Origin of the sequence: Sporosarcina sp. P18a (assembly GCF_002743135.1) — a bacterium.
Classification (GTDB): Bacteria; Bacillota; Bacilli; order Bacillales_A; family Planococcaceae; genus Sporosarcina.
Window position 1 is genome coordinate 357,243 of record NZ_PDYQ01000003.1, and the last position, 23,074, is coordinate 380,316.

Genomic DNA, 23,074 nt, shown 5'->3' on the forward strand with positions numbered 1-23,074 from the left:
GGCTTACTCCTGTTCCGGATCACGCAAGTAATAACCTACCCCACGTCTTGTGACGATCCAATTTGGATGGCTCGGTGTATCTTCAATCTTTTCCCGAAGACGTCGAATTGTTACATCGACTGTTCGTACATCGCCGAAATAATCATAGCCCCATACCGTTTGCAGTAGATGCTCACGTGTCATCACCTGACCGATATGTTTTGCCAGGTAATACAATAATTCAAATTCACGATGTGTCAGTTCGATTGTCAATCCACGCTTTTGAACGTAGTATGCATCCGGTTGGATGACAAGTTGACCCACCGTAATATCGTTCGTTTCTTCTTCTTGGTCTTCCGCTATAGTTCTTGCATGACGACGCAAGTTGGCTTTGACCCGGGCAATTAACTCCCTTGTACCAAATGGCTTCGTGACATAATCATCTGCACCTAGTTCAAGCCCTAGGACTTTATCAATTTCTGAGTCTTTTGCTGTCAGCATGATGATCGGGAAATCATGCCTTTTTCGTACTTCCCTACAGACTTCCATGCCGTCACGTTTAGGAAGCATAATATCAAGTAGCATAAGGTCCGGCTGAATTTCTTCTACTCGGTTGATCGCATCTTCACCGTCGTATGCGCAAAAGACGTTGAAGCCCTCCTTTTTCAAGTTAAATTCTATGATGTCAGCGATGGGTTTCTCATCGTCTACGATAAATATAGTTTTATTTTGCATGATTTGTTCCTTTCTCGCCCTACTAGGCGATCAAATTTTTTTGCTACGTTTTTGTTCCACGACAAAGTTATACGATATACACTTGTGTGGCACAGCGAACACGTATCTATCTTTTCTATGGTTACAACCTTATTCTACAGCTGAAATATATCATTCCATATCCTCTAACTCTATCACGATTTGTGCAAAATCGCACTTTTTCAGGCAGGGACGGATTGCTTGAAACGATGAAAAACAGCGCATCCTTTTCTATGGTCATAGAAGAAGGACGCGCTGTTTTATTCGTAAGACGGTGGTGATTCATGCTGGCTCCAATCGATATTGAGGAATTTGTTGTATTCCTTTGCAAATGCCAGCGTCACAGTACCGGTTGGGCCGTTACGTTGTTTGGCAATAATGATTTCGATCATGTTTTGCATTTCAGTTTCTTTGTCATAGTAATCTTCCCGGTAAAGGAAGGAAACGATATCGGCATCTTGCTCAATACTCCCTGACTCTCGAAGATCGGACATCATAGGGCGCTTGTCTTGGCGTTGTTCAACACCCCGTGAAAGCTGTGATAGTGCAATGACTGGGATTTTCAGTTCACGTGCTAGTCCTTTTAATGAGCGGGAGATCTCAGATACTTCTTGTTGTCGGTTGTCACTACCACGACCGCTTCCCATGATTAGTTGCATATAGTCAATCATCACCATGCCGAGACCGTGTTCTTGTTGTAGCCGTCTACATTTTGAACGGATTTCATTGACTCGCAGACCTGGAGTGTCATCAATGAAGATACCTGCATTTGATAATGACCCCATAGCCATTGTCAGCTTGCGCCAATCGTCTGCTTCAAGGGTACCTGTACGCAGTACTTGCGCGTCAATGTTTCCTTCTGCACATAACATACGCATGACCAGCTGTTCAGCACCCATCTCGAGACTGAAGATCGCGACGTTTTCTTCTGTCTTCGTTGCCACGTTTTGCGCTACGTTCAACGCAAACGCAGTCTTACCGACAGACGGACGAGCCGCCACGATAATCAAATCGTTGCGTTGGAAGCCTGCCGTAATCTTATCCAAATCACGGAAACCGGTTGGAATACCTGTTACGTCACCTTTACGTGTATGCAGTAATTCAATATTGTCATACGTCTCCACTAATACATCTTTGATATGGCGGAAGTCGCCGGCGTTTTTCCGATTGGACACTTCCATCATTTTCTTCTCGGCTTCACCAAGTAAAGCTTCTACTTCATCTTCCCGTGTATAACCGTCTTCTACAATGTCCGTTGCAACGCGGATTAATCTGCGTAGTAATGCTTTTTCATCTACGATATTAGCATAATAGACAATGTTTGCAGCAGTCGGAACCGCGTTGGCAAGCTCTGTGATATATGAAATACCTCCAACGTCTTCAAGCTCATTTTTTACTTTGAGCTCTTCGGCGATTGTCACCAAATCGACTGGTTGGCCACGGTCATTTAGTATAAGCATGGTTTCAAAAATCTTTTTATGTGCGATTCGATAGAAATCTTCCGGCAACAATATTTCAGACGCGGTAATCAGTGCTTGTGGTTCTAAAAATATTGCCCCGAGGACCGACTGCTCTGCTTCGTTGTTATGCGGAGGTGTGCGCTCGATCATCTGGTTCAAGCTATTATCTCCTTATCATTCTTCTGTAACATGCACTTTAAGTGTCGCTGTTACATCAGGGTGTAATTTGATCGGAATATTTGTAAAACCTAGTGCACGAATTGGCTCAGGTAATTCCATTTTGCGGCGGTCTACTTTGATTTTGTTTTGCTTTTCTAACGCTTGGGCGATTTGCTTTGATGTGATAGAACCAAATAGACGACCATCTTCACCAGTTTTCGCCTGTAGCTCTACAGTCAACTTTTCGACTTGCTCTTTTAATTCTTTAGCTTCTGCCAATTCCGCAGCCGCATCTTTCATTTGGCGATCCTTCTGACCTTGCAACTTACTTAAATTACCTGGAGTTGCCTCAACTGCTACATTATTTTTCAATAAAAAGTTTTGTGCATATCCAGTTGAAACCTCTTTCACTTCACCTTTTTTACCTTTTCCTTTAACATCTTTTAAAAAAATAACTTTCATCATTCATTTCCCCTTTCAACGTATTGATCTAGTACGTCCTTTAACATAGTGATTGCTTCATCCATCGTATCTACGCTTAATTGGCAAGCAGAATTCGTTAAATGACCGCCACCACCCAATTCTTCCATAATGACTTGAACATTCAATTCGCCCAATGAGCGGGCGCTAATACCAATTTTTCCATCATCACGCTTTGCGACGACGAATGAAGCGGAAATGCCCTGCATTGTCAGCAAAATGTCAGCTGTCTGTGCGATTAGTACAGAGCTGTGCACCACTTCATCTTGCCCTCGCGCAATCGCAATATCGCCATTGCCCACAAATTCCACAGTCTCAATTAGTTTTGATCGTTCAATATATGTCTCAATATCTTCTTTCAATAAACGCTGTACTAGCACGGTATCGGCACCATTCGTCCGCAAATAGGAAGCGGCTTCAAATGTCCGAGAACCTGTCCTAAGTGTAAAGCTTTTCGTATCAACAACAATACCTGCTAGCATCACTGTCGATTCCAACATCGTCAACTTTTCGTTCTTTGGCTGATACTCCAGCAATTCCGTTACAAGTTCCGCCGTTGAAGATGCATATGGTTCCATATAAACGAGCACAGTGTTATTGATAAACTCTTCTCCACGTCGATGATGGTCGATTAATACAACCTTCTGTGCCTTGTCCAGTACGCGCTCATCAATAACCATGCTTGGCCTATGCGTATCGACAATAACGACCAACGAACGCTCCGTCATCAATTCCAATGCCTCTTCAGGCATCAACATGTGATCATATAATTCTTCGTCTTGCTGCACTTCATCCATCAAACGACTGACACTAGCATCAAGCTGGTCGAAATTAACGACGACATAGCCTTCGACACCGTTCATTTTTGCCATTTTGCGTACACCAATCGACGCACCAATCGCATCCATGTCAGGCATTTTGTGACCCATGACGAACACGCGGTCACTATCTTGGATTAAATCACGTAGTGCATGTGAAATAACTCTTGCACGCACCCGCGTACGCTTTTCAACAGGGTTTGTCTTACCGCCATAGAATTTAAGTTTCCCATCATGGTGTTTAATAGCTACTTGGTCACCGCCACGTCCGAGAACTAAATCCAAACTCGACTGTGCTAGTTCACCGAGTTCTGTAAGCGACGTAGTACCTGTCCCTACCCCAATACTCAATGTAAGAGATACGCTGTGTTTAGACGTGTTCTCACGAATCGTATCGAGCAATGAAAACTTCGTCTTCTCCAATAATTCTAAAGTACCTTCATTGAAAACAGCCAAGAAGCGCTCAGAAGAAATTCGTTTTACGAAGATCCCATATTCATCTGCCCATTGATTGACCAATGAAGTAACGAGGGAGTTCATCTGGCTTCGTGTCTGGTCGTCCATCGTCTGAGACAATTCATCATAGTTATCAACCAACAAAATCCCAATCGTTGTTCGATCAGCATAGTAAAGGGATTGCATCTTCATACGTTCTGTTACGTCAAATAGATAGATCAGTTTCTCTTCTGGTTTGTAATAGACACGGTAAGAGCGATCATTTAATACAATGACATCTTGCTCACTGTCTTCTCTGATCACCTGACGGAATGCTTCATTCATTTCGTAAAGCTGTGACCCAACCCAAGTCTTGTCAGGATAAATGGAGTTAATAAATGGATTGACCCATTCGATTAATTGCTTATCATTCAGCAAAATAATACCGATTGGTAATTCCAGCAACGCTTCTTCTCCTACCCTTTTCATTCGATAGGACAAGGTTTCAATATATTTCTCAGTTTCCAGGTAATTATCATTCTCTACTTTCCAAGCGATGCCTAGTGCGAGTGCATAAGCGATGGCAAAAAACAGTCCAACCCAAAAATTCAATAGCATTAGTAGTACGGAACCTACCGCACCGAGTAGAGACAAGAATGCTAATGGAATTCGTATCCCGCGTTTTTTATAAATTAAATTCACTATCTCATCTCCTACGCTCTCTTGTCTTTATCTATCCATGTACGAATGTTAATGGCGATATCCAAAACACCCAACATTACGGTGAAGGGACTGAGGAACATGGCGAATAATGTAGCTAGCACATTGACGATCATTGGAAGCTTCATCTTGCGCAATGCATAGTAAATTAACGCCAAACCTTGTAAGAAGAATAAGAATCTAAAGATGAGAATGGCATTTGCCTCCAGTAGATAAAATGTCGTTCCTTGTTCCGGCTGCGACAAAACGGAAATCAACAGCAGTGCTAGATAAACCAATAACGTTGCAAGTGGAAGGCGCATAGTAAGGAAAGAAGCAAATTTGGGAACTTCAAAACGCAAACGTGTTGCAACCGCCAAAATTGGCATAACGAACAGATAAGCTGTTATAAAAACAGATAAGATGAACAATGAGGGCACAATAGTTTGATAATACGTGAATGCCTCTGCCACGGTTCTTTCTATATCTCTAGTTGAATTTCCCATTCCCGACATGATCACAAGCGCTTCTTGCTGAATAGTTGAAAATTGTTGCATCAGCTGTTCAATCGGATTAATTTTCATGAACCACACAGTACCAAGATACAATAGGCTCAATGAAATGAGCAATGTGACACCTGTTGCCATATATACATAAAGTTTCGTCTTGCCCGTCCGCACGGTATCACCGATAACGAATCCAACAGCACTTAATACAACTGCTGCTGGAATGGAAAGCAAACCGCCAATCAATAATGTGATAAGCCATGTACACATCGCCATCATCAGTGTAGATGTCCGGCCATAACGCAAACGATAAATCGTAATGGGCAATGGAACGAGCAATATTGTCAATAAGCCGAGTAATGGTACGTATAAAGTCATGGCCAGTAATATGGCAAAGAGTGCTACCATCATCGCACCGTACGTAATTCTACTTGCTTGATCTTGCATATCTACGCCCCAATTCATTCTTTGCTTCTTTTGCCGCCTGTCAATAATAAGAGGACAAAGTGTTACATTCCTAAATTCATATAAAGTGACAATCATCCTTCTAATTGTATCATGATTCGATGTGAAATCAAAAGTACAGGCAGTTGCAGTTTCCAGTAAAATGGATGCGTAAAGCACTTTGGGATATAAGACTTTCGTGATAAACAAAAAACCGCCACTGACTGAATAACTCAGTCAGTGGCGGTTTATATATTACCGCTCTTCAGATACAAACGGAAGTAGTGCCATGATGCGTGCACGTTTAATTGCAATCGTCAATTTACGTTGGTATTTAGCGCTTGTACCAGTAACTCGACGAGGCAACATCTTTCCGCGCTCAGAGATAAACTTCTTCAACAAATCTACATCTTTATAGTCGATGTGCGTAATGTGGTTAGAAGTAAAATAGCAAACCTTACGGCGTTTGCGACCTCCACGACGTGGTGCCATAATTGTTGTCCTCCTTCCTATTTACGTATCAAGTGAACCGTTCTATCAGAATGGCAAGTCGTCATCTGTTACTTCAATCGGACCGCCGCCTGGTTGGAATGGATCATTATCGACACGTGTCATATTTTGCTGATTCGGTTGGTAGGATTGCTGGTTATTGTATCCTTGTCCCTGGTCTTGAGAAGGTGCGTTATAAGAAGGCGCTCCCCCGCCATAAGATGGCGTTTGCTGACGTTCTGTATTGGCTCCTCTTGGTTCCAGGAATTGAGTACTATCCGCAACAACTTCTGTCGTGTAAACACGCTTACCGTCTTGACCTTCGAAGCTGCCCGTCTGTATACGACCATCTACTCCAGCTAGACTTCCTTTTCGTAAGTAATTCGCGATATTCTCAGCCTGTTTACGCCAAGCTACACACGTGATGAAATCTGCTTCCCGTTCTCCTTGGGCATTAGCGAACGCACGGTTCACTGCCAATGTAAAACGTGTTACAGCAATTCCGGTCTGTGTGTATTTCAGCTCAGGATCTTTTGTTAATCGGCCAACTAAAACGACACGGTTTATCATTCAGAATCAAACCTCCCTCATCATAAATTTTAAAACTTTATATCAGATTACGCATCTACACGAATTGTCATATGACGAATGATACCTTCGTTGATGTTCGCTAGACGTGTAAATTCATCGATTGCTTCTGCACCAGCGTTAGCAGTTACTAATTGGTAGTAACCTTCACGTAAGTCGTCGATTTCGTAAGCAAGACGACGCTTGCCCCACTCTTTCGACTCGATGATTTCCGCTCCGTTTGAAGTTAGAACAGTATCAAAGCGTTCAATCAACGCTTTTTTCGCATCCTCTTCAAGAGTTGGGCGCATAATGTACATAATTTCGTACTTTCTCATCAATAGTCACCTCCTTATGGACTTGGGCCCTACTTTTACAAGTGGGCAAGGAGTAAGTAAATTTAATATTACTCACATCAGTACATGTTATCACATTGCAATTGGAATATCAACCACCAATATACTATACTAAATGAATATAAGGAGGGATCTCGCATGAAAGAACAACAGCCTGTGATTGTCGAGCTTGATTTACAAAAAATAGCGAAGCAAAGTCTTTGGCTCACTCTCCTACCGCTCATAGCACTTTTAATAATCCGTGGTCTGTTACAAGGTGGACTATCTCTGTCTTTTTCAGTGTGGTATTTTTTCTATGCTTTGGTCGGATATATGTTATTAATTGTTATACATGAGTTTTTTCATTTGCTCGGTTTCCGCATTTTTTGTAATGTGCCGTGGAAGAACATGGCGTATGGCGTCAATTTGAAGATGGGGGTTGCGTATGCTACCGCAGATCAGTTAATGGACAACAAAGGCATTCGCAAAGCGTTGTTACTGCCCTTTTGGATGACGGGTGTGTTGCCTGCCATTAGTGCATTGTATTTCAATGACGGTGTGCTGTTGCTGTTAGGCGCGATGCTAATTGGCGGGGCAGCTGGAGATTTCGCGATGTACAAGGAATTGAAGAAGTTTCCAGACGATGCAATGGTGAGGGATGATCCAGAGCTACCAAAGTTGTATGTGTACCCTGTTGAATGAAATAAGGAGGCTGGAGTTGCAATCTCCTCGTACCCCCTACTTAACTTTCCACTGAGGGTCTAAGTCGTTCTTGAACTCAACCAACTTCAAATCAAAAAAGGCTGATTCTCACATGGAGAATCAGCCTTTTGTATTATACGTTGAAACGGAACAACATGACGTCTCCGTCTTTAACGACATATTCTTTACCTTCCAAACGAACCTTGCCAGCCTCTTTTGCTGCTGTCATGGAACCATGCTCGACTAAGTCGTCGTATGCTACTGTTTCTGCACGGATAAATCCACGTTCGAAGTCGGTATGAATTACTCCAGCACATTGTGGTGCTTTCATGCCCTTGCGGAATGTCCATGCACGAACTTCTTGCACACCCGCTGTGAAGTACGTAGCAAATCCAAGTAAATTGTAAGTTGCTTTAATCAACTGATCAAGACCGGATTCTTTGATGCCTAGCTCTTCAAGGAACATTTCCTTCTCATCATCTTCAAGCTCAGCCATCTCTTCTTCGATCTTCGCACAAACTACGATTACTTCCGCATTGTCCTTCTCTGCAAAGTCACGAACCTGTTGTACGTAGGGATTATTGTCTGCATCTGTAATTTCATCTTCTGAAACGTTCGCTACATATAACATTGGTTTAATCGTTAATAGATGCATACCTTTAACGACTTGTAGCTCATCATCCGTTAAATCAACGGAACGAGCCGCCATTGAATTTTCAAATGCATCACGTAACTTCAGTAAAATTGGCTCTTCGACCATTGCTTCTTTGTCTTTTTGTTTCGCCATCTTGGAAACACGCGCTAAACGCTTATCTACACTTTCCATATCTGCCAAGATCAATTCCAAGTTAATGACTTCGATATCGTCAATTGGATTTACTTTCCCTGATACGTGTGTAATGTTTTCATCTACAAAACAACGGACTACCTGACAAATCGCATCTACTTCTCGAATATGTGAAAGGAACTTGTTACCAAGACCTTCGCCTTTACTTGCACCTTCTACAATCCCCGCAATATCAGTAAATTCGAATGCAGTTGGAACTGTCTTTTTCGGTGTGACGAGCTCAGTCAATTTGTCCAAACGCTCATCTGGCACCTCAACTATTCCTACGTTTGGGTCAATCGTACAGAACGGATAGTTCGCTGCCTCAGCTCCTGCTTTTGTTATTGCATTAAATAAAGTTGATTTTCCCACGTTCGGAAGACCTACAATCCCAGCTGTTAACGCCATTATTCCCACACCTTTCTTATCTATCCAAAGCTTACATTATTCGTTAGTCAACCACTTCATTATAAGGACAATACGCTAAATTGTCCATGTGTTCTCAAGACTCGTTCTTCAGTAGAATCTTTTTCATCTTCTTAGCAAACTCATTACGCGGAATCATTACGCTGTGTCCACAGCCTTCACATTTAATGCGAATATCCGCACCCATTCGGATGATTTTCCAAGCATTTGTTCCACACGGATGCTGTTTTTTCATCTCTACCACATCATGCAAGTTAAATTCTTTGGCCGCCATTGTGTGAATCTCCTTCCCTCTGTTCTTCACGTATCACCATTCGTGGATAAGGCATTTCAATTCCATTTAAATCCATAAATTTCTTTAAGTCCTGTCGGAGTTTACGACCTACTCCAAAATTAGCAACCGGCTCTGTTTCTGCGGCAATACGTAGCAAGATTCTTGAGGGTTCCATACTTTGTACGCCTAACACCTCTGGTACACCGATAACTTCTGAATAACGTTCTTTTGGTAACTTTTTAAGGAATTCTTTGATTAATTCTTCTGCATGATCAATATCCGTTTCATAGGATAACGCCAGATCAAGTAAGACCATTGAATTCGTGACAGAGTAATTAATAACTTCGCCTATTTGACCGTTAGGTACTGTATATAATTCACCACCGTACAATGCAATCTTCGTTGTGCGAAGCCCGATTTCCATGACGGTTCCTTCACCTGAATTAATACGCACATAATCTCCTACTCCAAATTGATCCTCAAAAATGATGAAGAATCCAGATATGACATCCTTTACTAAACTCTGGGCTCCAAAACCAACGGCAAGACCTAGCACACCCGCACCTGCAAGAAGGCCTTTTACATCTATTTTAAATTCCGTCAAAACGGCCAATATAGCAGAAAAATAGACAATGTATTTCAATGCATTTTCCAACAGTTTAATCATAGTTTTCTCACGTCGCTCTGTCTTACGCATAGGACTTTTTAGCTTAATGGCGAAAAATCGACGAATTAATACTTGTCCAACTTTTACCACGATACTTGCTACGACAATAATTAAAAAAATGCGAATAGCAAAGAATCCAGTGCCGAGCCAGAAATCTGCGTCAAATAGAGTTCCTTTTACCTGTCGAACTGCTTCGTCTAAAACTTCCAGGTTTTCTTTCACTTCTTCTTGTGTAGTAGAAGTTGATGCCATTGAAAGAAATCCTCCTTTCGTATAAACCCTTACCCCTGAGGATATACTGCACAGCAATACCTGCGCAGAATACATTTCAGCGTAAATACAACACAAAGGATAGGTGTCGCCCTATGTATACAGCTGAACCCTCTTCTTATCATTACCGTCTTTCTAGTAAAGAAACCGGTGTCGTGTGGAAATTAAGTTCTTATTTCATGCAACATATCCCTTTTAAACAACAACCCATCATTTTTTATTGTATCGGAACTGATCGTTCCACTGGCGACTCTCTCGGTCCTTTGACAGGCTCCTACTTATCAGAGCTAAGCCTATTCCCATATACAGTAGTTGGTACGTTACAAGAGCCATTGCACGCCCTTAATCTACAACAACGCATTGAGCTCACGAAGTCATTTAACCCCGATGCTTTTGTAGTTGCGATCGATGCCTGCCTAAGTAAGAAGGACGCGGTTGGCGACCTATTGTTTCATAGCGGTCCTATTGCACCAGGGAAAGCCGTGGGTAAAGAACTTCCCTTAGTGGGTGATGTGTCAGTTAAAGGAATCGTCAATGTTAGTGGTTTCATGGAGCAAGCTGTTTTACAAAGCACTCGTCTTCATCTGCCATTTGAAATGAGTCGTATGATTGGTCGAGCCTTACAATTAGCACATCATCGTCAGCCGTCAAAAAGCATATACAATCGTTACGATGACCGCAACTACCGCAATGCCTGGGATGAAATTGGCTACTCGGATTTTAGTCAAGCCGATTAGATTTAATCCGATTGCCGCAATCATCAAGCCACCTGTAGCTGTCATTTCAGAAATGAATAACTGCATTAATTCATCTGGGACAAATCGACTGAGGATGGTAGCAAGAAAGGTTATACTTCCTTGGTAAATCAATAGAGGGACGGTAGCAAACGCTACACCAATACCTAATGTAGAACTAAAGATGATGGAAGTGAATCCGTCTAATATGCCTTTCATGATTAAAACGTTGTGATCATTACGGAGGCCACTATCAATAGCTCCAATGATTGCCATGGAACCTACACAAAAAAACAACGTAGCCGTAACGAATCCTTGTGCAATTCCCTGTCCTTCCCTTTTAGCCGGTAACTTTCCTTCAATCCATCGTCCCAATTGATTAACTTTTTGATCGAGATCAATCCATTCACCGAGGATTGCGCCAATCACAATACTAAGAATGACAATGACAATTTGTGTTGTTTCAAATGTCATTTGTAAACCAATTGCCACTACGGCCATTCCTATTCCGTACATGATGGTTTCTTTCATACGTTCCGGTATTCCGTATAAAAACCTACCGATTAATGTACCGATAATAATCGTAAATACATTAAATAGCGAACCAAACAATATCATATAGTCACGTCCAAGTTCTTTTCAAGAATAAAACCTATTTTGCAATGAAAGCAAAATAGGTTTGTGTGTCATCACTCGGCGTTCAATAATTCAAGAATACGTTCAAAGTCTTCATCCGAGTGAAACTCGATTTCAATTTTACCTTTTTTCTTCGTTTTCTTGATCGTTACATTTGTACCGAATTGTTCACGCAGTGTGTTTTCCTGTGCTTCAATAAATATATCTTTTTTCTTTTCTTTCTTAGTTTCACGTGGAACATCTTCATTCAAATGTTGAACCAATTTTTCCAATTGACGGACATTCAACCCTTCCGTCTTGGTTTTTTCGGCAATAGCTAAGATTTGCTCTTTTTTACGCAACCCGAGAAGTGTACGACCATGTCCCATTGAAAGTATTCCGTGGGAAATGTCTTTCAAAACTTTCTCTGGTAACGCGAGTAAACGAATGTGGTTGGCAATGTGCGGTCTACTCTTGCCAAGTCTAAAGGCTAGTTGCTCTTGTGTTAGCTTCAGACTTTCCATTAAACTTTGGTATGCTTCCGCTACTTCAATTGGAGATAAGTCTTCACGCTGCAAGTTTTCAAGAATGGCCATTTCCATAGACTGTTCATCTGTTAGATCTCGTACGACTGCCGGAATCTCTTTTTTTCCTGCCAGTTCAGAAGCACGGAATCTTCTTTCCCCTACAACAATTTCATACTGCGTCCCTACACTTCGCACGATGATTGGTTGTAGTACACCGTGTTCCTTAATTGACTCACTTAATTCATTCAACGCCACTTCATTGAATTCTTTACGTGGCTGATATGGATTGACTTTAATGCTCTTTAGACGTAAAAGCTCTACTTTTTCCAATGTCTCACGAGGAAATAATGCATTAAGACCCTTACCTAGACCTTTACTCATTCTCCACCACTTCCTTTGCCAGCTCTGAATAAACTTCCGCACCTTTGGATCGTGGATCATATAATATAATCGGCTTACCATGACTTGGCGCTTCACTTAACCGAACGTTACGGGGAATGATTGTTGTATACACTTTGTCTTGAAAGTATTTCTTTACTTCCTCAATAACTTGTATGCCTAAATTGGTCCGAGCATCAAACATCGTCAATAGTACCCCGTCAATATAAAGTGCTTCATTTAGATGTTTTTGAACCAGGCGGATCGTACTAAGTAGTTGACTAAGTCCTTCGAGCGCATAGTATTCACACTGTACAGGAATTATGATTGAATCCGAAGCCGTCAATGCGTTCAACGTTAAAAGGCCAAGAGATGGAGGACAGTCGATAATGACATAGTCATAGTCATCTTTAATGTCTTGAATTGCGTGTTTCATACGAACCTCACGTGATATCGTAGAGACTAGCTCAATTTCAGCTCCCGCAAGTGAAATGGTAGCAGGTACAATTTCAAGGTTTTCAATTTCCGTTGGTAGAATAACTTCACGTACTGGCACATCATCAATTAACATATTATAAATACAGTCCTGTACATCACCTTTATTCACACCGACCCCGCTCGTCGCATTTCCTTGTGGATCGGAATCAATTAAGAGCACTTTTTTGCCTAAATGGGCAAGGCATGCACTTAAGTTTACAGAAGTCGTCGTTTTTCCGACTCCGCCTTTTTGATTTGCTATAGCAATAATCTTACCCACTCTTGCACCTGCTTTCTTTCCTATTTCGTTTGTCTTACTAGTATACCAAAGTTTTACTCGTGGTTACCTATGTTTGAAATTCCTGACAAAGAATATGTTCTATGTGGTCTATTTCAGTTTATCATCTTCACTGGATGAACTCTATTGATATATAAGAAAACTCTTGCTAGTTAGTCAGCAAGAGTTTCCATTCGTCACTTTTTACATATTTTCACCGTAATCGTGTAGTATTCTTCAGAATCCACTTCCTCGGCGGCTACTTCAATCCCGCTCTTGGATATCAGTGCAAGAGATTCTCGCAAGGTGTTCACTGCAATACGAATGTCCTTACTCACAGCTTTTTGTCGAGGCCCACGTCTTCTTGCAGGCTGCACTTTCTCAACCGATTCTGTTGGAAATAATATTTCTTTAATCCTAGCTTCTAAATCCTTAACATTATATTGATTTATTTTGATTTCTTCCAGTACTTCCATCTGAAGAGTGGGTTCTTTTAACGGTAATAATGCACGTGCATGACGTTCAGATATCTTTTTTTGTAAAATTGCTGTTTGAACCGGTTCAGGTAACTTCAACAAACGCATCTTATTTGCAATTGTAGACTGTCCTTTACCAAGACGTTGCGCCAATGCTTCTTGTGTTAATTCATGTAACTCTAGCAAACGTTCATAGGCATGCGCTTCTTCAATTGCCGTTAGTTCTTCACGTTGCAAGTTCTCAATTAATGCAATCGAGGCTGTTTCTTTATCATCTAAGTCACGCACAATTGCCGGTACTTCCGTCCAACCAAGCTTACGCATTGCCCGAAATCTTCGTTCCCCTGCGATGATTTCGTATGATCCATCTTCTTTGGTTCGAATAACAATGGGTTGAATAACGCCATGTGTATGAATGGTTCTAGCAAGTTCTTCAATTTTTTCTTCATTAAAAATTGCCCGTGGCTGGTATTGATTCGGTGTAATTAAATCAATTGCAATTTGTGCTACCTTCTCCAGATGATGAACTTTTACTTCTTCTATTGTAGTCATCTTTTCTCCCCCACCAAAAAAACGCGAAAAAGTACTTTTCAACCTCTACACCACCTTTTCGAAACTATTCCCTTTTACTCTTCTATAAAATTGTTTCACGTGAAACATTTCTCACAGTTAGTTTGCTGTAATCGGTGTTTTATTAGGCACGCCTGGCTTTCTAGGATATTTCTTAGGTGTCTGCTTTTTCTTTTCAAATACAAAGATATGACGTTCACTATCTTCTTCCGGTAATAAAAATTCATGTTCATTCTGTAATACTGCCCCAAGTAATTTTACAGCTTGAGTAGCGTCTTTCATTTCTTCAGATGCAGCTGCACCTTTCATAGAAACAAAAAGTCCTCCTTGTTTGACGAGCGGAATACAAAGTTCCGATAATACCGATAACCGTGCTACTGCGCGTGCAGTCACCACATCGAACTGTTCACGGTACTTCGGGTTACGACCAAATTCTTCTGCTCTTGCATGGACGAATGCCACATTTTCAAGCTTTAACTCCCCCGCCAAGTGATTTAAAAATGTAATACGTTTATTCAATGAATCTACAATCGTCACGTGTAAGTGTGGATAGATAATCTTCAACGGGATACTTGGAAACCCCGCACCGGCACCTACGTCGCAAACAGATTCATATTTTATGAAGTCCACGTAAAATGCACTTGTAATGGAATCATAGAAATGCTTTAGATATACGGAAGGTGCATCCGTAATTGCCGTCAAGTTCATTTTTTCATTCCACTCAACCAGTACTTCAAAATAGCGTTTGAATTGTTGCTTCTGTGCATCCGACAACAGAAAGCCTTTCTCTTGCAGAGCCTCGTAAAATTGTTCTTCTGTCATGTTCTCATTCCTTTTCAAAAAGACTGACGCTACAAAGCGCCAGTCAAAGACTCAACCGGATACTTTCGCAATTTTTCCTTGTTCAATATAGACAAGCAAGATGGAGATATCTGCTGGATTGACACCCGAAATACGTGATGCCTGCGCAATCGACAATGGCTGTACCTCTTTAAGGTTTGCCTTTGCTTCTTTCGCAATGCCTGAAATGGCATCATAATCAATGTTCTCTGGAATCCGTTTATTCTCCATCTTTTTCATCCTTGCTACTTGCTGCATGGACTTTTCGATGTATCCTTCATACTTAATGAAAATTTCCACTTGTTCCGCCACTTCTTCGTTAATTTTTTCAAGAGGTGGGACTACTTTACACAATTCGCTATACCTCATTTCCGGCCGCTTCAGTAAATCAGCCGCTTTCATAGGTTCACGAAGTGCCGTTCCATTGACTTCAGCAATAATTTCTTGGATTTCTTCGGTTGGTTTCACAGTTACCTTGCGTAAATGATTAATTTCCGCTTCGATTTGTGCTTTCTTTGCCAAAAATTTCGTGTGGCGCTCTTCACTAATCATTCCATTTTGGTAACCAATTTCCGTCAGACGCATATCGGCATTATCATGACGAAGCAAGAGGCGATATTCCGCTCGTGACGTCAGAAGACGATACGGTTCACTCGTACCTTTAGTGACCAAGTCATCAATCAGTACACCAATATACGCATCACTACGTCCAAGAACGACTTCTTCCTTGCCAAGTACGTTGCACGCTGCATTAATTCCGGCCATCAATCCTTGTGCCGCGGCTTCTTCATATCCCGAAGTTCCGTTAATTTGGCCAGCCGTGTACAAATTCTTAATTTTTTTCGTTTCCAACGTTGGCCATAGTTGTGTCGCAATTATAGAATCGTACTCAATCGCATAGCCAGCACGCATCATTTCAGCCTTCTCAAGTCCCGGTACGCTCGCAATTAAGCGATGCTGTATATGCTCTGGAAGACTTGTCGACAATCCCTGCACATATACTTCTCTTGTATTACGACCTTCAGGCTCTAGGAAAATCTGGTGACGCGACTTGTCCGCAAAACGTACAATTTTATCTTCAATAGAGGGACAGTAACTTGGTCCTTTTCCTTTAATCATACCCGAATACATCGGAGATAAATGAAGATTTTCATTGATGATTTCATGTGTTTCCGGAGTGGTATACGTTAACCAACAAGGTAGTTGATCCATAATGTATTCCGTTGTTTCATAACTGAACGAACGCGGCACGTCGTCTCCCGGCTGAATCTCTGTCTTGCTGTAATCAATTGTATTGCTGTTGATACGTGGAGGGGTTCCTGTTTTAAATCGAACCGTCTGTAGACCAAGTTCCTGCAGATGTTCCGCCAGTTTGATGGATGGCATTTGATTATTCGGCCCACTAGAGTATTTTAGATCTCCAATGATAACCTCACCGCGTAAAAATGTACCTGTTGTAATAATGACAGTCTTTGCACGGAAAATTGCACCGATCTGTGTCACTACGCCTTTTATTTCATCTTCTTCGACGATTAACTGCTCGACAACCGCTTGACGAATTGTCAAATTCGGTTCCTCTTCCAGTATCCGCTTCATTTCTTGTTGATATAGTACTTTATCCGCTTGTGCACGCAAAGCACGCACTGCCGGGCCTTTCCCTGTGTTCAATAAACGCATTTGAATATGCGTTTTATCTATGACCTTTGCCATCAAGCCGCCAAGTGCATCTATTTCACGCACTACGATACCTTTTGCAGGCCCTCCTAATGAAGGATTACATGGCATGAAAGCAATCATGTCTAAATTCATTGTTAAAACTAATGTCGATGCGCCCATCTTGGCTGATGCGTAGGCTGCTTCTGCGCCTGCGTGTCCAGCTCCAATGACGATACAATCGAACGTGCCTGCTTCAAATTGTGGCATGTTCGTTCATCCTTCCCATTTATAAAATCATTATTTTCCGAGGCAGAACTTCGAGAACAACTCTTTAATTAAACTATCTTGAACGGTATCTCCGATGATTTCACCGAGAATTTCCCATGTACGTGTTACGTCTATTTGAATCATGTCAATAGGAACACCTACCTGCGCTGCTTGTACCGCATCGTCAATCGTATTGCGTGCTTGTTTTAGTAACGAAATATGACGGGCATTGGATACATACGTCAGGTCATTGGATTCCAATGAACCTTCGAAGAACAGTGCAGCTATCGCTTCTTCCAACTCATTAATACCTTGCTCTTGCAATATAGAAGTAGTAATCACGCGATCTCTTCCTGCGACTTCATAGACTCGCTCTAGATCAATCTTTGCTGGTAAATCTGTTTTATTGACGATGACAAGCATATCCATACCGGCAACGGCTTCAAATAACCGTTCATCTTCGTCTGTTAACGCCTCAGAATTATTAACCATCAATAGAATGAGATCCGCTTCTTTCAATACCTTCCTTGAACGTTCCACACCAATCCGCTCGACAATGTCTTCCGTCTCCCGGATTCCTGCAGTATCGACAAGACGCAAAGGAACTCCACGAACGTTGACATACTCTTCTATAATATCACGGGTAGTACCCGCGACATCAGTAACGATCGCTTTATTTTCTTGCACTAAGCTGTTGAGTAACGATGACTTTCCAACGTTCGGACGTCCAACAATTACGGTAGATAATCCTTCACGTAAGATCTTTCCTTGCTGTGATGTACGCAATAAATCATCAATTTGATTCATTACCCACGTTCCTTTTTCAACCATCAAAGGAATCGTCACTTCTTCTACATCATCATACTCTGGGTAATCTATATTAACTTCCACTTGTGCAAGTGTCTCGAGTAGCGCCTGTCGCAATTCACCGATCAAATGAGATAGTTTTCCCTCCATTTGATTGAGCGCAACGTTCATGGCCTTATCTGTTTTGGCCCTGATCAAATCCATAACGGCTTCAGCCTGGGATAAATCAATTCGACCATTAAGAAATGCTCGTTTAGTGAACTCGCCGGGTTCTGCTAATCTAGCCCCCTCCGTCAATACTAATTGGAGAACCCTATTGACGGAAGTGATGCCTCCGTGACAGTTAATCTCCACTATGTCTTCGCGCGTGAAAGTCTTTGGTGCTTTCATGATTGACACCATGACTTCTTCCACTAACTCTTCAGTGGCGGGATCGTGCAAATGTCCATAATGAATTGTGTGCGATGGTTGTTCGCAGAGTGGTTTGGCTGCCGGTGACTGAAATATACGGTCTGCAATCTTCCATGCTTCATCGCCGCTCAGACGAACGATGGCAATCGCTCCTTCTCCCATGGGAGTGGAAATGGCGGCTATCGTATCAAAATGCAAGTTTTTCACCTTCCTGGCTTTGTTGTGCACATGTGCATATCTTTTATAGCGAATACTACTTTCTAACAACCTATATTATCATAAATCGTCGGAATCTCCTAGCACGCGAATTTAAAACGTGTGGATAAATTCAGGAATTTTGAACTAAGCGTCATGGTAATTTATCATGTGCTAGCAGTCGACAAAGAACACTGTCGTTTCAAGCTTTCTAGTGTAGAAAGTTTCTTAAAGAAAAATGTGGGATGGGGAAAATAATCCGGGAAATGGATGTGATTTTAGGTTGGAATTTGAAGTACCATAATGTGTACCTTAGTTAGACGCGTAACGCATTATACTTACTAAATAGTTTTCCATTTTTTCGATGACAATAAAAAAACCGCAGAAAACCTCTGCGGGATTAGTCTTATTCGATTCCTTTAATGACGATGTGTCGGTATGGGTCCTTTCCTTCCGAGAATGTCTCAATATCGAGTCTGAGTGACAACGCATTATGGATGACTTTTCTCTCGTAGGAAGGCATAGGTTCAAGCGCAACCTGACGTTTTGTACGTACTGCACGGTCCGCCATCCGATCTGCCAGTTGCTCGAGCGATTGCTCGCGGCGCTCACGATAATCTGCAACATTTACTCTAACAATTTTGAATTGTTTTGTTGCTTTATTGGCTACGAGTTGCGCTAATTGCTGGATTGCATTAAGCGTTTGCCCTCTTTTACCTATTAAGAATGCGGCTTTATTACTTTCAAGCTGGAAGTTGATGTACTTCCCTTTGGTTTCGCACGTAATCACCAAGTCTTCAATGCCCATTTCTTTGGCCATGTCCTCAATGTACTGCTTCGTTTCTTCAATAGCATCTTTTTCATTGTGGATGTTGGTTTCCTGTACTCTTGTAATTTCCTTTGTATCCACGACGGGTTCCAATTGCTCAGCTTTAGTTTCAGGCTGCTGAACCACTTCCTGTGTTTCAGTAACGGAGGCTAATATTTCACTTTCATCTTTAAGCGTCTGTGCTGGTTCAGTTACTCGTGTGACATTAAGTTTAGGCTCTGGCTCTGATTTCTCTAGGACGGTTACCAGGACTTCTGCTTGTTTTACGCCAAAACCAAGAAAACCTTTCCTGCCGTTTTCCACTACCTGTACCTCTACTTGATCTTTTGTTACACCTAGGTCCTGTAAAGCTGATTCTATTGCTAGCTCAACGGTTGCTGCCCTTTGTGTAAGTTGTTTCATTTCTTTTTCCCTCCTGCTTTCACTACTTCGACGTTTTTTGGTTTATCGAACGGCTTGTAAATGAAAATGTTTTGGAGCAGTGAAATGATATTTCCAACGATCCAGTATAATGCAAGAGCTGCCGGTAAGAATGAACCGAATACCATGATCATAAATGGCATGATGTACATCATCATCTTCATTTGTGGGTTATCCATTGCAGGTCCTGTACGTAGAACCGTTAATTGGAACAATCCAGCGATGATAGCAAATAAAATACTTGGTGAACCAAGTGCAACGCCTAGGAAGGTGCCTAACTCAATCGTTGGTGTGGCATTCATTCGGCTGATGGCGTGGTAGAAACCAATAAATATTGGCATTTGGATGATAACTGGTAGACATCCTGCAACGGGATTGATCTTTTCGTTGATCATAATCTGTTGCATTTCCTCTTGATACTTTTTCTGTGTGACAGCGTCTTTTGATTTATATTTCTCTTTCAACGCTTTAAGTTTTGGTTGAATTTCCTGCATACGCTTCGAACTTTTCGTTTGTTGAATAATCAATGGAAGCAATGCAGTACGAATAATTGCCGTAACAACGATGATAGCTAGTCCATATGTTCCGAGCCAGGATTTGAATTTCATAATTAATGTAACAAGTGGCCAAACAATATATTCGTTCCAAATTCCCGTACTCTCTGCCGTAATTGGCTTTTGGAATTCCGAACAACCTGCCATAAAGACGGCAACTACAACAAGTAGTGAAAGGAACACTAATTTCTTTTTCAATGTTTTTTCCCCCAAACAGTCGCAAGATCATTATAAAAGTTTTTTTCAGTGTAACATGATGTCTTTAATCGTTCTATATCTAGGTAGAGCTTTGATTTCACTTAAAGACTTTTGCAATTTTTAGAACATGTCTCAGATTTTTTTTGGCCGTATGGAAATCAAGCGTGGCAGCTTGATTTCTTGCGATAATAACATAATCTAGATCAGGCTTGATCTCATCATTCATTTCCAGAAACGACTGTCGAATATAGCGCTTAATCCTGTTACGCGTGACAGCATTACCGACCTTTTTGCTGACGGATAGGCCAATTCTGAACTCTTTCTGGTCTTCCTTCTTATAGGTATAGACAATAAACTGTCGGTTAGCAAAGGACTTTCCTTTTTTAAATACCGTTTGAAATTCTTTATTTTTTTTAATTCGCTGGCTTTTTTTCACAATAACACCTGCTTTAATTTTCTACCATCATAATCTACTGATCCGCTATTATGGAAGAGACCCAATATTCTTTTCGAATCGCACGAATAGCTAAAAAAAAGACCACTGATGTCAGTGGCCTTATGCTGAAAGAACTTTTCTTCCTTTACGACGACGAGCTGCTAAAATTCTACGGCCGTTTTTCGAACTCATTCTTTGGCGGAAGCCGTGGACTTTAGCGCGTTTACGTTTATTTGGTTGGAATGTACGTTTCATTTCGTAAGACACCTCCTGCTTTGATTGTCTCTTTTCCTACTGTGACAGTCTTGAATAGTATAGCGATTCAGTAAAAGAATGTCAATGCTTTTCTATTCCTTCGTTTGGGATCCACTTGTAATAACTTTCACTTTCACTAAAAACTTATCCACAGTAGTAGAAGGTTTCATTCTGGATGGATTGTTCACGACTAAAATTGTGGATTTTTCAATCCGGCAATTGTCGACAAGTTTTTCACATATTCAGGCCTGTGGATAACCACTTTATGCACAGTTAATGGGATTGTGCATAAATCATCAGACACCTTGTCAATAATCAGTTTCCCTGTTACAATTAAAAAGCTTTTGTTGTGTATATATTTTATAGCTAAAATCTTATCCACATATGTGAATACAGTGTGGATAGTTTTTTCAACACATTTCGATAATTTTTATCCACAGCCCTGGATACTGTGCATAAGCGGATTCCGGGCTTTTTAATATTTCATTGTAAAGGAGGTACACGATTGGAAAATCTATCAGGTTTATGGGAGCAAGTATTAAAGAATATTGAAGCTAGGGTTTCGAAGCCTAGTTTTGAAACGTGGTTAAAGTCGACTAAATTGCTAACGTATGAAGCAGAGCACGCAACTATTTCTGTTCCAAACTCATTCGCCAAGGATTGGCTTGAAACGCATTACGTCCATTTAATTACGGGGATTTTATCCGAACTAACAGGTGAAGATCGAATCGTTGAGTTTATTGTTCCGCAAGACGTGGCAGAGAACGATATTAAATTGCCAAAAACACAGCCAAAACCAGTAGAAAAAACACCAATGGCCAACTCGGCTGGAATGCTAAATCCGAAGTATACCTTCGACACGTTCGTTATTGGGTCCGGTAATCGCTTTGCGCATGCAGCTTCATTAGCAGTTGCTGAAGCACCTGCTAAAGCCTATAATCCGCTCTTTATATACGGGGGAGTCGGGTTGGGAAAGACACACTTAATGCATGCAATCGGTCATTATGTACTGGAGCAAAATCCTGCATTGAAGGTTGTGTATTTATCATCTGAAAAATTCACGAATGAGTTTATTAACTCCATACGAGACAATAAAGCCGGGGATTTCAGAGACCGCTACCGCAGTGTAGACGTCCTGTTAATTGACGATATTCAATTCATAGCTGGAAAAGAACAAACGCAGGAAGAGTTCTTCCATACATTTAATACTTTGCATGAAGAATCAAAGCAAATTATCATTTCCAGTGATCGTCCACCAAAAGAGATCCCTACACTGGAAGATCGTTTACGTTCCCGCTTTGAATGGGGACTGATTACAGACATTGCACCGCCTGATCTTGAAACGAGAATTGCAATACTACGTAAAAAGGCGAAGGCAGATGGTTTAATCGACATTTCAAACGACGTCATGTTGTACATTGCTAACCAAATTGACACCAATATTAGAGAACTTGAAGGGGCGCTGATCCGTGTCGTCGCTTACTCTTCACTAGTAAATGCAGATGTCACTACTGATTTGGCGGCCGAGGCATTAAAAGATATTATTCCAAATTCCCGTCCGCGTATTATATCCATTCTAGACATCCAAAAGGCTGTCGGAGAGCACTTTAACATTAGGTTGGAAGACTTTGTAGCAAAAAAAAGGACCCGAGCTATAGCATTCCCACGTCAAGTTGCAATGTATTTATCAAGAGAACTGACAGACTCCTCTTTACCGAAGATTGGTTCAGAGTTTGGCGGTCGTGATCATTCAACTGTTATTCATGCGCATGAGAAGATTTCCAAACAGCTCGACGAAGACAAAGCATTGCTACAAGATGTCCAGGATATTAAAAAGGTTTTAGGAAGAGCCTAATGAACTGT

At 41.4% G+C, this 23,074-nt stretch carries 25 protein-coding genes; 3 read left to right on the forward strand and 22 right to left on the reverse strand.

The genetic code is table 11. The features are described from left to right. Positions 1-3: 3 nt before the first annotated feature. The 8 genes from yycF to rpsF all read right to left on the reverse strand — a co-directional run bounded on the left by yycF (position 4) and on the right by rpsF (position 7,127). Positions 4-714, reverse strand: a complete 711-nt coding sequence (yycF, locus tag CSV75_RS11435; RefSeq protein ID WP_099675919.1) for a response regulator YycF — start codon at positions 712-714, stop codon at positions 4-6. A 278-nt stretch (positions 715-992) separates the two neighbouring features. Beyond that, positions 993-2,342 carry a replicative DNA helicase gene (gene dnaB / locus CSV75_RS11440; RefSeq protein ID WP_369803139.1) on the reverse strand — a complete coding sequence of 450 codons (1,350 nt, stop codon included), beginning with the start codon at positions 2,340-2,342 and terminating at the stop codon, positions 993-995. A gap of 24 nt (positions 2,343-2,366) precedes the next feature. Further along, positions 2,367-2,813 (reverse strand): 50S ribosomal protein L9, encoded by a 447-nt coding sequence (rplI, locus tag CSV75_RS11445; RefSeq protein ID WP_099630357.1) that lies wholly within the window; start codon positions 2,811-2,813, stop codon positions 2,367-2,369. Next, the gene (locus CSV75_RS11450) at positions 2,813-4,786 is read right to left on the reverse strand and encodes a DHH family phosphoesterase (RefSeq protein WP_099675920.1); all 1,974 of its coding nucleotides are present in this window, start codon (positions 4,784-4,786) and stop codon (positions 2,813-2,815) included. The genes rplI and CSV75_RS11450 overlap by 1 nt, the downstream gene beginning before the upstream one ends. 11 nt (positions 4,787-4,797) lie before the next feature. After that, positions 4,798-5,754, reverse strand: a complete 957-nt coding sequence (locus CSV75_RS11455; protein WP_158231652.1) for a DUF2232 domain-containing protein — start codon at positions 5,752-5,754, stop codon at positions 4,798-4,800. 234 nt (positions 5,755-5,988) lie between these two features. Then, positions 5,989-6,225, reverse strand: coding sequence for a 30S ribosomal protein S18 (rpsR, locus tag CSV75_RS11460; RefSeq protein ID WP_099635880.1), 237 nt, complete (start codon positions 6,223-6,225; stop codon positions 5,989-5,991). Positions 6,226-6,270: 45 nt separating this feature from the next. Continuing rightward, a complete protein-coding gene (gene ssb / locus CSV75_RS11465) occupies positions 6,271-6,792 on the reverse strand; it encodes a single-stranded DNA-binding protein (RefSeq protein ID WP_099630353.1) in 522 nt (173 codons plus the stop codon). Between the two features lie 47 nt (positions 6,793-6,839). Continuing rightward, positions 6,840-7,127, reverse strand: coding sequence for a 30S ribosomal protein S6 (gene rpsF / locus CSV75_RS11470; RefSeq protein ID WP_085132250.1), 288 nt, complete (start codon positions 7,125-7,127; stop codon positions 6,840-6,842). 156 nt (positions 7,128-7,283) lie between these two features. On the opposite strand from rpsF, the gene CSV75_RS11475 reads away from it, so the two are divergent. Then, a complete protein-coding gene (locus tag CSV75_RS11475) occupies positions 7,284-7,826 on the forward strand; it encodes a DUF3267 domain-containing protein (RefSeq protein ID WP_099675922.1) in 543 nt (180 codons plus the stop codon). Positions 7,827-7,959: 133 nt separating this feature from the next. Here CSV75_RS11475 and ychF read toward each other — a convergent pair whose 3' ends face one another. The 3 genes from ychF to CSV75_RS11490 all read right to left on the reverse strand — a co-directional run bounded on the left by ychF (position 7,960) and on the right by CSV75_RS11490 (position 10,271). Beyond that, a complete protein-coding gene (gene ychF / locus CSV75_RS11480) occupies positions 7,960-9,060 on the reverse strand; it encodes a redox-regulated ATPase YchF (protein ID WP_099675923.1) in 1,101 nt (366 codons plus the stop codon). Between the two features lie 94 nt (positions 9,061-9,154). Beyond that, positions 9,155-9,352 carry a DUF951 domain-containing protein gene (locus CSV75_RS11485; RefSeq protein WP_099675924.1) on the reverse strand — a complete coding sequence of 66 codons (198 nt, stop codon included), beginning with the start codon at positions 9,350-9,352 and terminating at the stop codon, positions 9,155-9,157. Beyond that, on the reverse strand, positions 9,333-10,271 hold the full coding sequence (locus CSV75_RS11490; protein WP_233191655.1) for a mechanosensitive ion channel family protein: 939 nt from the start codon (positions 10,269-10,271) through the stop codon (positions 9,333-9,335). Before CSV75_RS11490 ends, CSV75_RS11485 begins: the two co-directional genes overlap by 20 nt. Before the next feature lie 113 nt (positions 10,272-10,384). Here CSV75_RS11490 and yyaC point away from each other — a divergent pair, with 113 nt between their 5' ends. Further along, complete coding sequence (gene yyaC / locus CSV75_RS11495; RefSeq protein WP_099675925.1) at positions 10,385-11,026, forward strand: spore protease YyaC; 642 nt, start codon at positions 10,385-10,387, stop codon at positions 11,024-11,026. Here the strand turns inward: yyaC and CSV75_RS11500 are convergent. From CSV75_RS11500 to rpmH, 11 genes are all read right to left on the reverse strand, one after another. Then, entirely contained in the window at positions 10,937-11,641 is a 705-nt protein-coding gene (locus CSV75_RS11500) for a DUF554 domain-containing protein (RefSeq protein WP_099675926.1), read from the reverse strand. The genes yyaC and CSV75_RS11500 overlap by 90 nt on opposite strands. Positions 11,642-11,712: 71 nt before the next feature. After that, positions 11,713-12,546 (reverse strand): ParB/RepB/Spo0J family partition protein, encoded by an 834-nt coding sequence (locus CSV75_RS11505; RefSeq protein WP_099675927.1) that lies wholly within the window; start codon positions 12,544-12,546, stop codon positions 11,713-11,715. Next, positions 12,539-13,300, reverse strand: a complete 762-nt coding sequence (locus CSV75_RS11510) for a ParA family protein (RefSeq protein ID WP_099632566.1) — start codon at positions 13,298-13,300, stop codon at positions 12,539-12,541. Before CSV75_RS11510 ends, CSV75_RS11505 begins: the two co-directional genes overlap by 8 nt. Positions 13,301-13,494: 194 nt before the next feature. Continuing rightward, on the reverse strand, positions 13,495-14,367 hold the full coding sequence (gene noc, locus CSV75_RS11515; protein WP_099632565.1) for a nucleoid occlusion protein: 873 nt from the start codon (positions 14,365-14,367) through the stop codon (positions 13,495-13,497). Between the two features lie 75 nt (positions 14,368-14,442). Beyond that, positions 14,443-15,165, reverse strand: coding sequence for a 16S rRNA (guanine(527)-N(7))-methyltransferase RsmG (gene rsmG / locus CSV75_RS11520; protein WP_099675928.1), 723 nt, complete (start codon positions 15,163-15,165; stop codon positions 14,443-14,445). Positions 15,166-15,216: 51 nt separating this feature from the next. Then, positions 15,217-17,106, reverse strand: a complete 1,890-nt coding sequence (mnmG, locus tag CSV75_RS11525; RefSeq protein WP_099632563.1) for a tRNA uridine-5-carboxymethylaminomethyl(34) synthesis enzyme MnmG — start codon at positions 17,104-17,106, stop codon at positions 15,217-15,219. A 30-nt stretch (positions 17,107-17,136) separates the two neighbouring features. Next, on the reverse strand, positions 17,137-18,522 hold the full coding sequence (mnmE, locus tag CSV75_RS11530; protein ID WP_099632562.1) for a tRNA uridine-5-carboxymethylaminomethyl(34) synthesis GTPase MnmE: 1,386 nt from the start codon (positions 18,520-18,522) through the stop codon (positions 17,137-17,139). A gap of 403 nt (positions 18,523-18,925) precedes the next feature. Continuing rightward, a complete protein-coding gene (jag, locus tag CSV75_RS11535) occupies positions 18,926-19,750 on the reverse strand; it encodes an RNA-binding cell elongation regulator Jag/EloR (protein ID WP_099675929.1) in 825 nt (274 codons plus the stop codon). Then, a complete protein-coding gene (yidC, locus tag CSV75_RS11540; RefSeq protein WP_099675930.1) occupies positions 19,747-20,520 on the reverse strand; it encodes a membrane protein insertase YidC in 774 nt (257 codons plus the stop codon). Before yidC ends, jag begins: the two co-directional genes overlap by 4 nt. A 97-nt stretch (positions 20,521-20,617) precedes the next feature. Next, positions 20,618-20,956, reverse strand: coding sequence for a ribonuclease P protein component (gene rnpA, locus CSV75_RS11545; protein WP_099673599.1), 339 nt, complete (start codon positions 20,954-20,956; stop codon positions 20,618-20,620). A gap of 120 nt (positions 20,957-21,076) precedes the next feature. Continuing rightward, entirely contained in the window at positions 21,077-21,211 is a 135-nt protein-coding gene (rpmH, locus tag CSV75_RS11550; protein ID WP_029054388.1) for a 50S ribosomal protein L34, read from the reverse strand. A 505-nt stretch (positions 21,212-21,716) separates the two neighbouring features. On the opposite strand from rpmH, the gene dnaA reads away from it, so the two are divergent. Then, entirely contained in the window at positions 21,717-23,066 is a 1,350-nt protein-coding gene (dnaA, locus tag CSV75_RS11555; RefSeq protein ID WP_099635886.1) for a chromosomal replication initiator protein DnaA, read from the forward strand. The last annotated feature ends 8 nt before the right edge of the window (positions 23,067-23,074 follow it).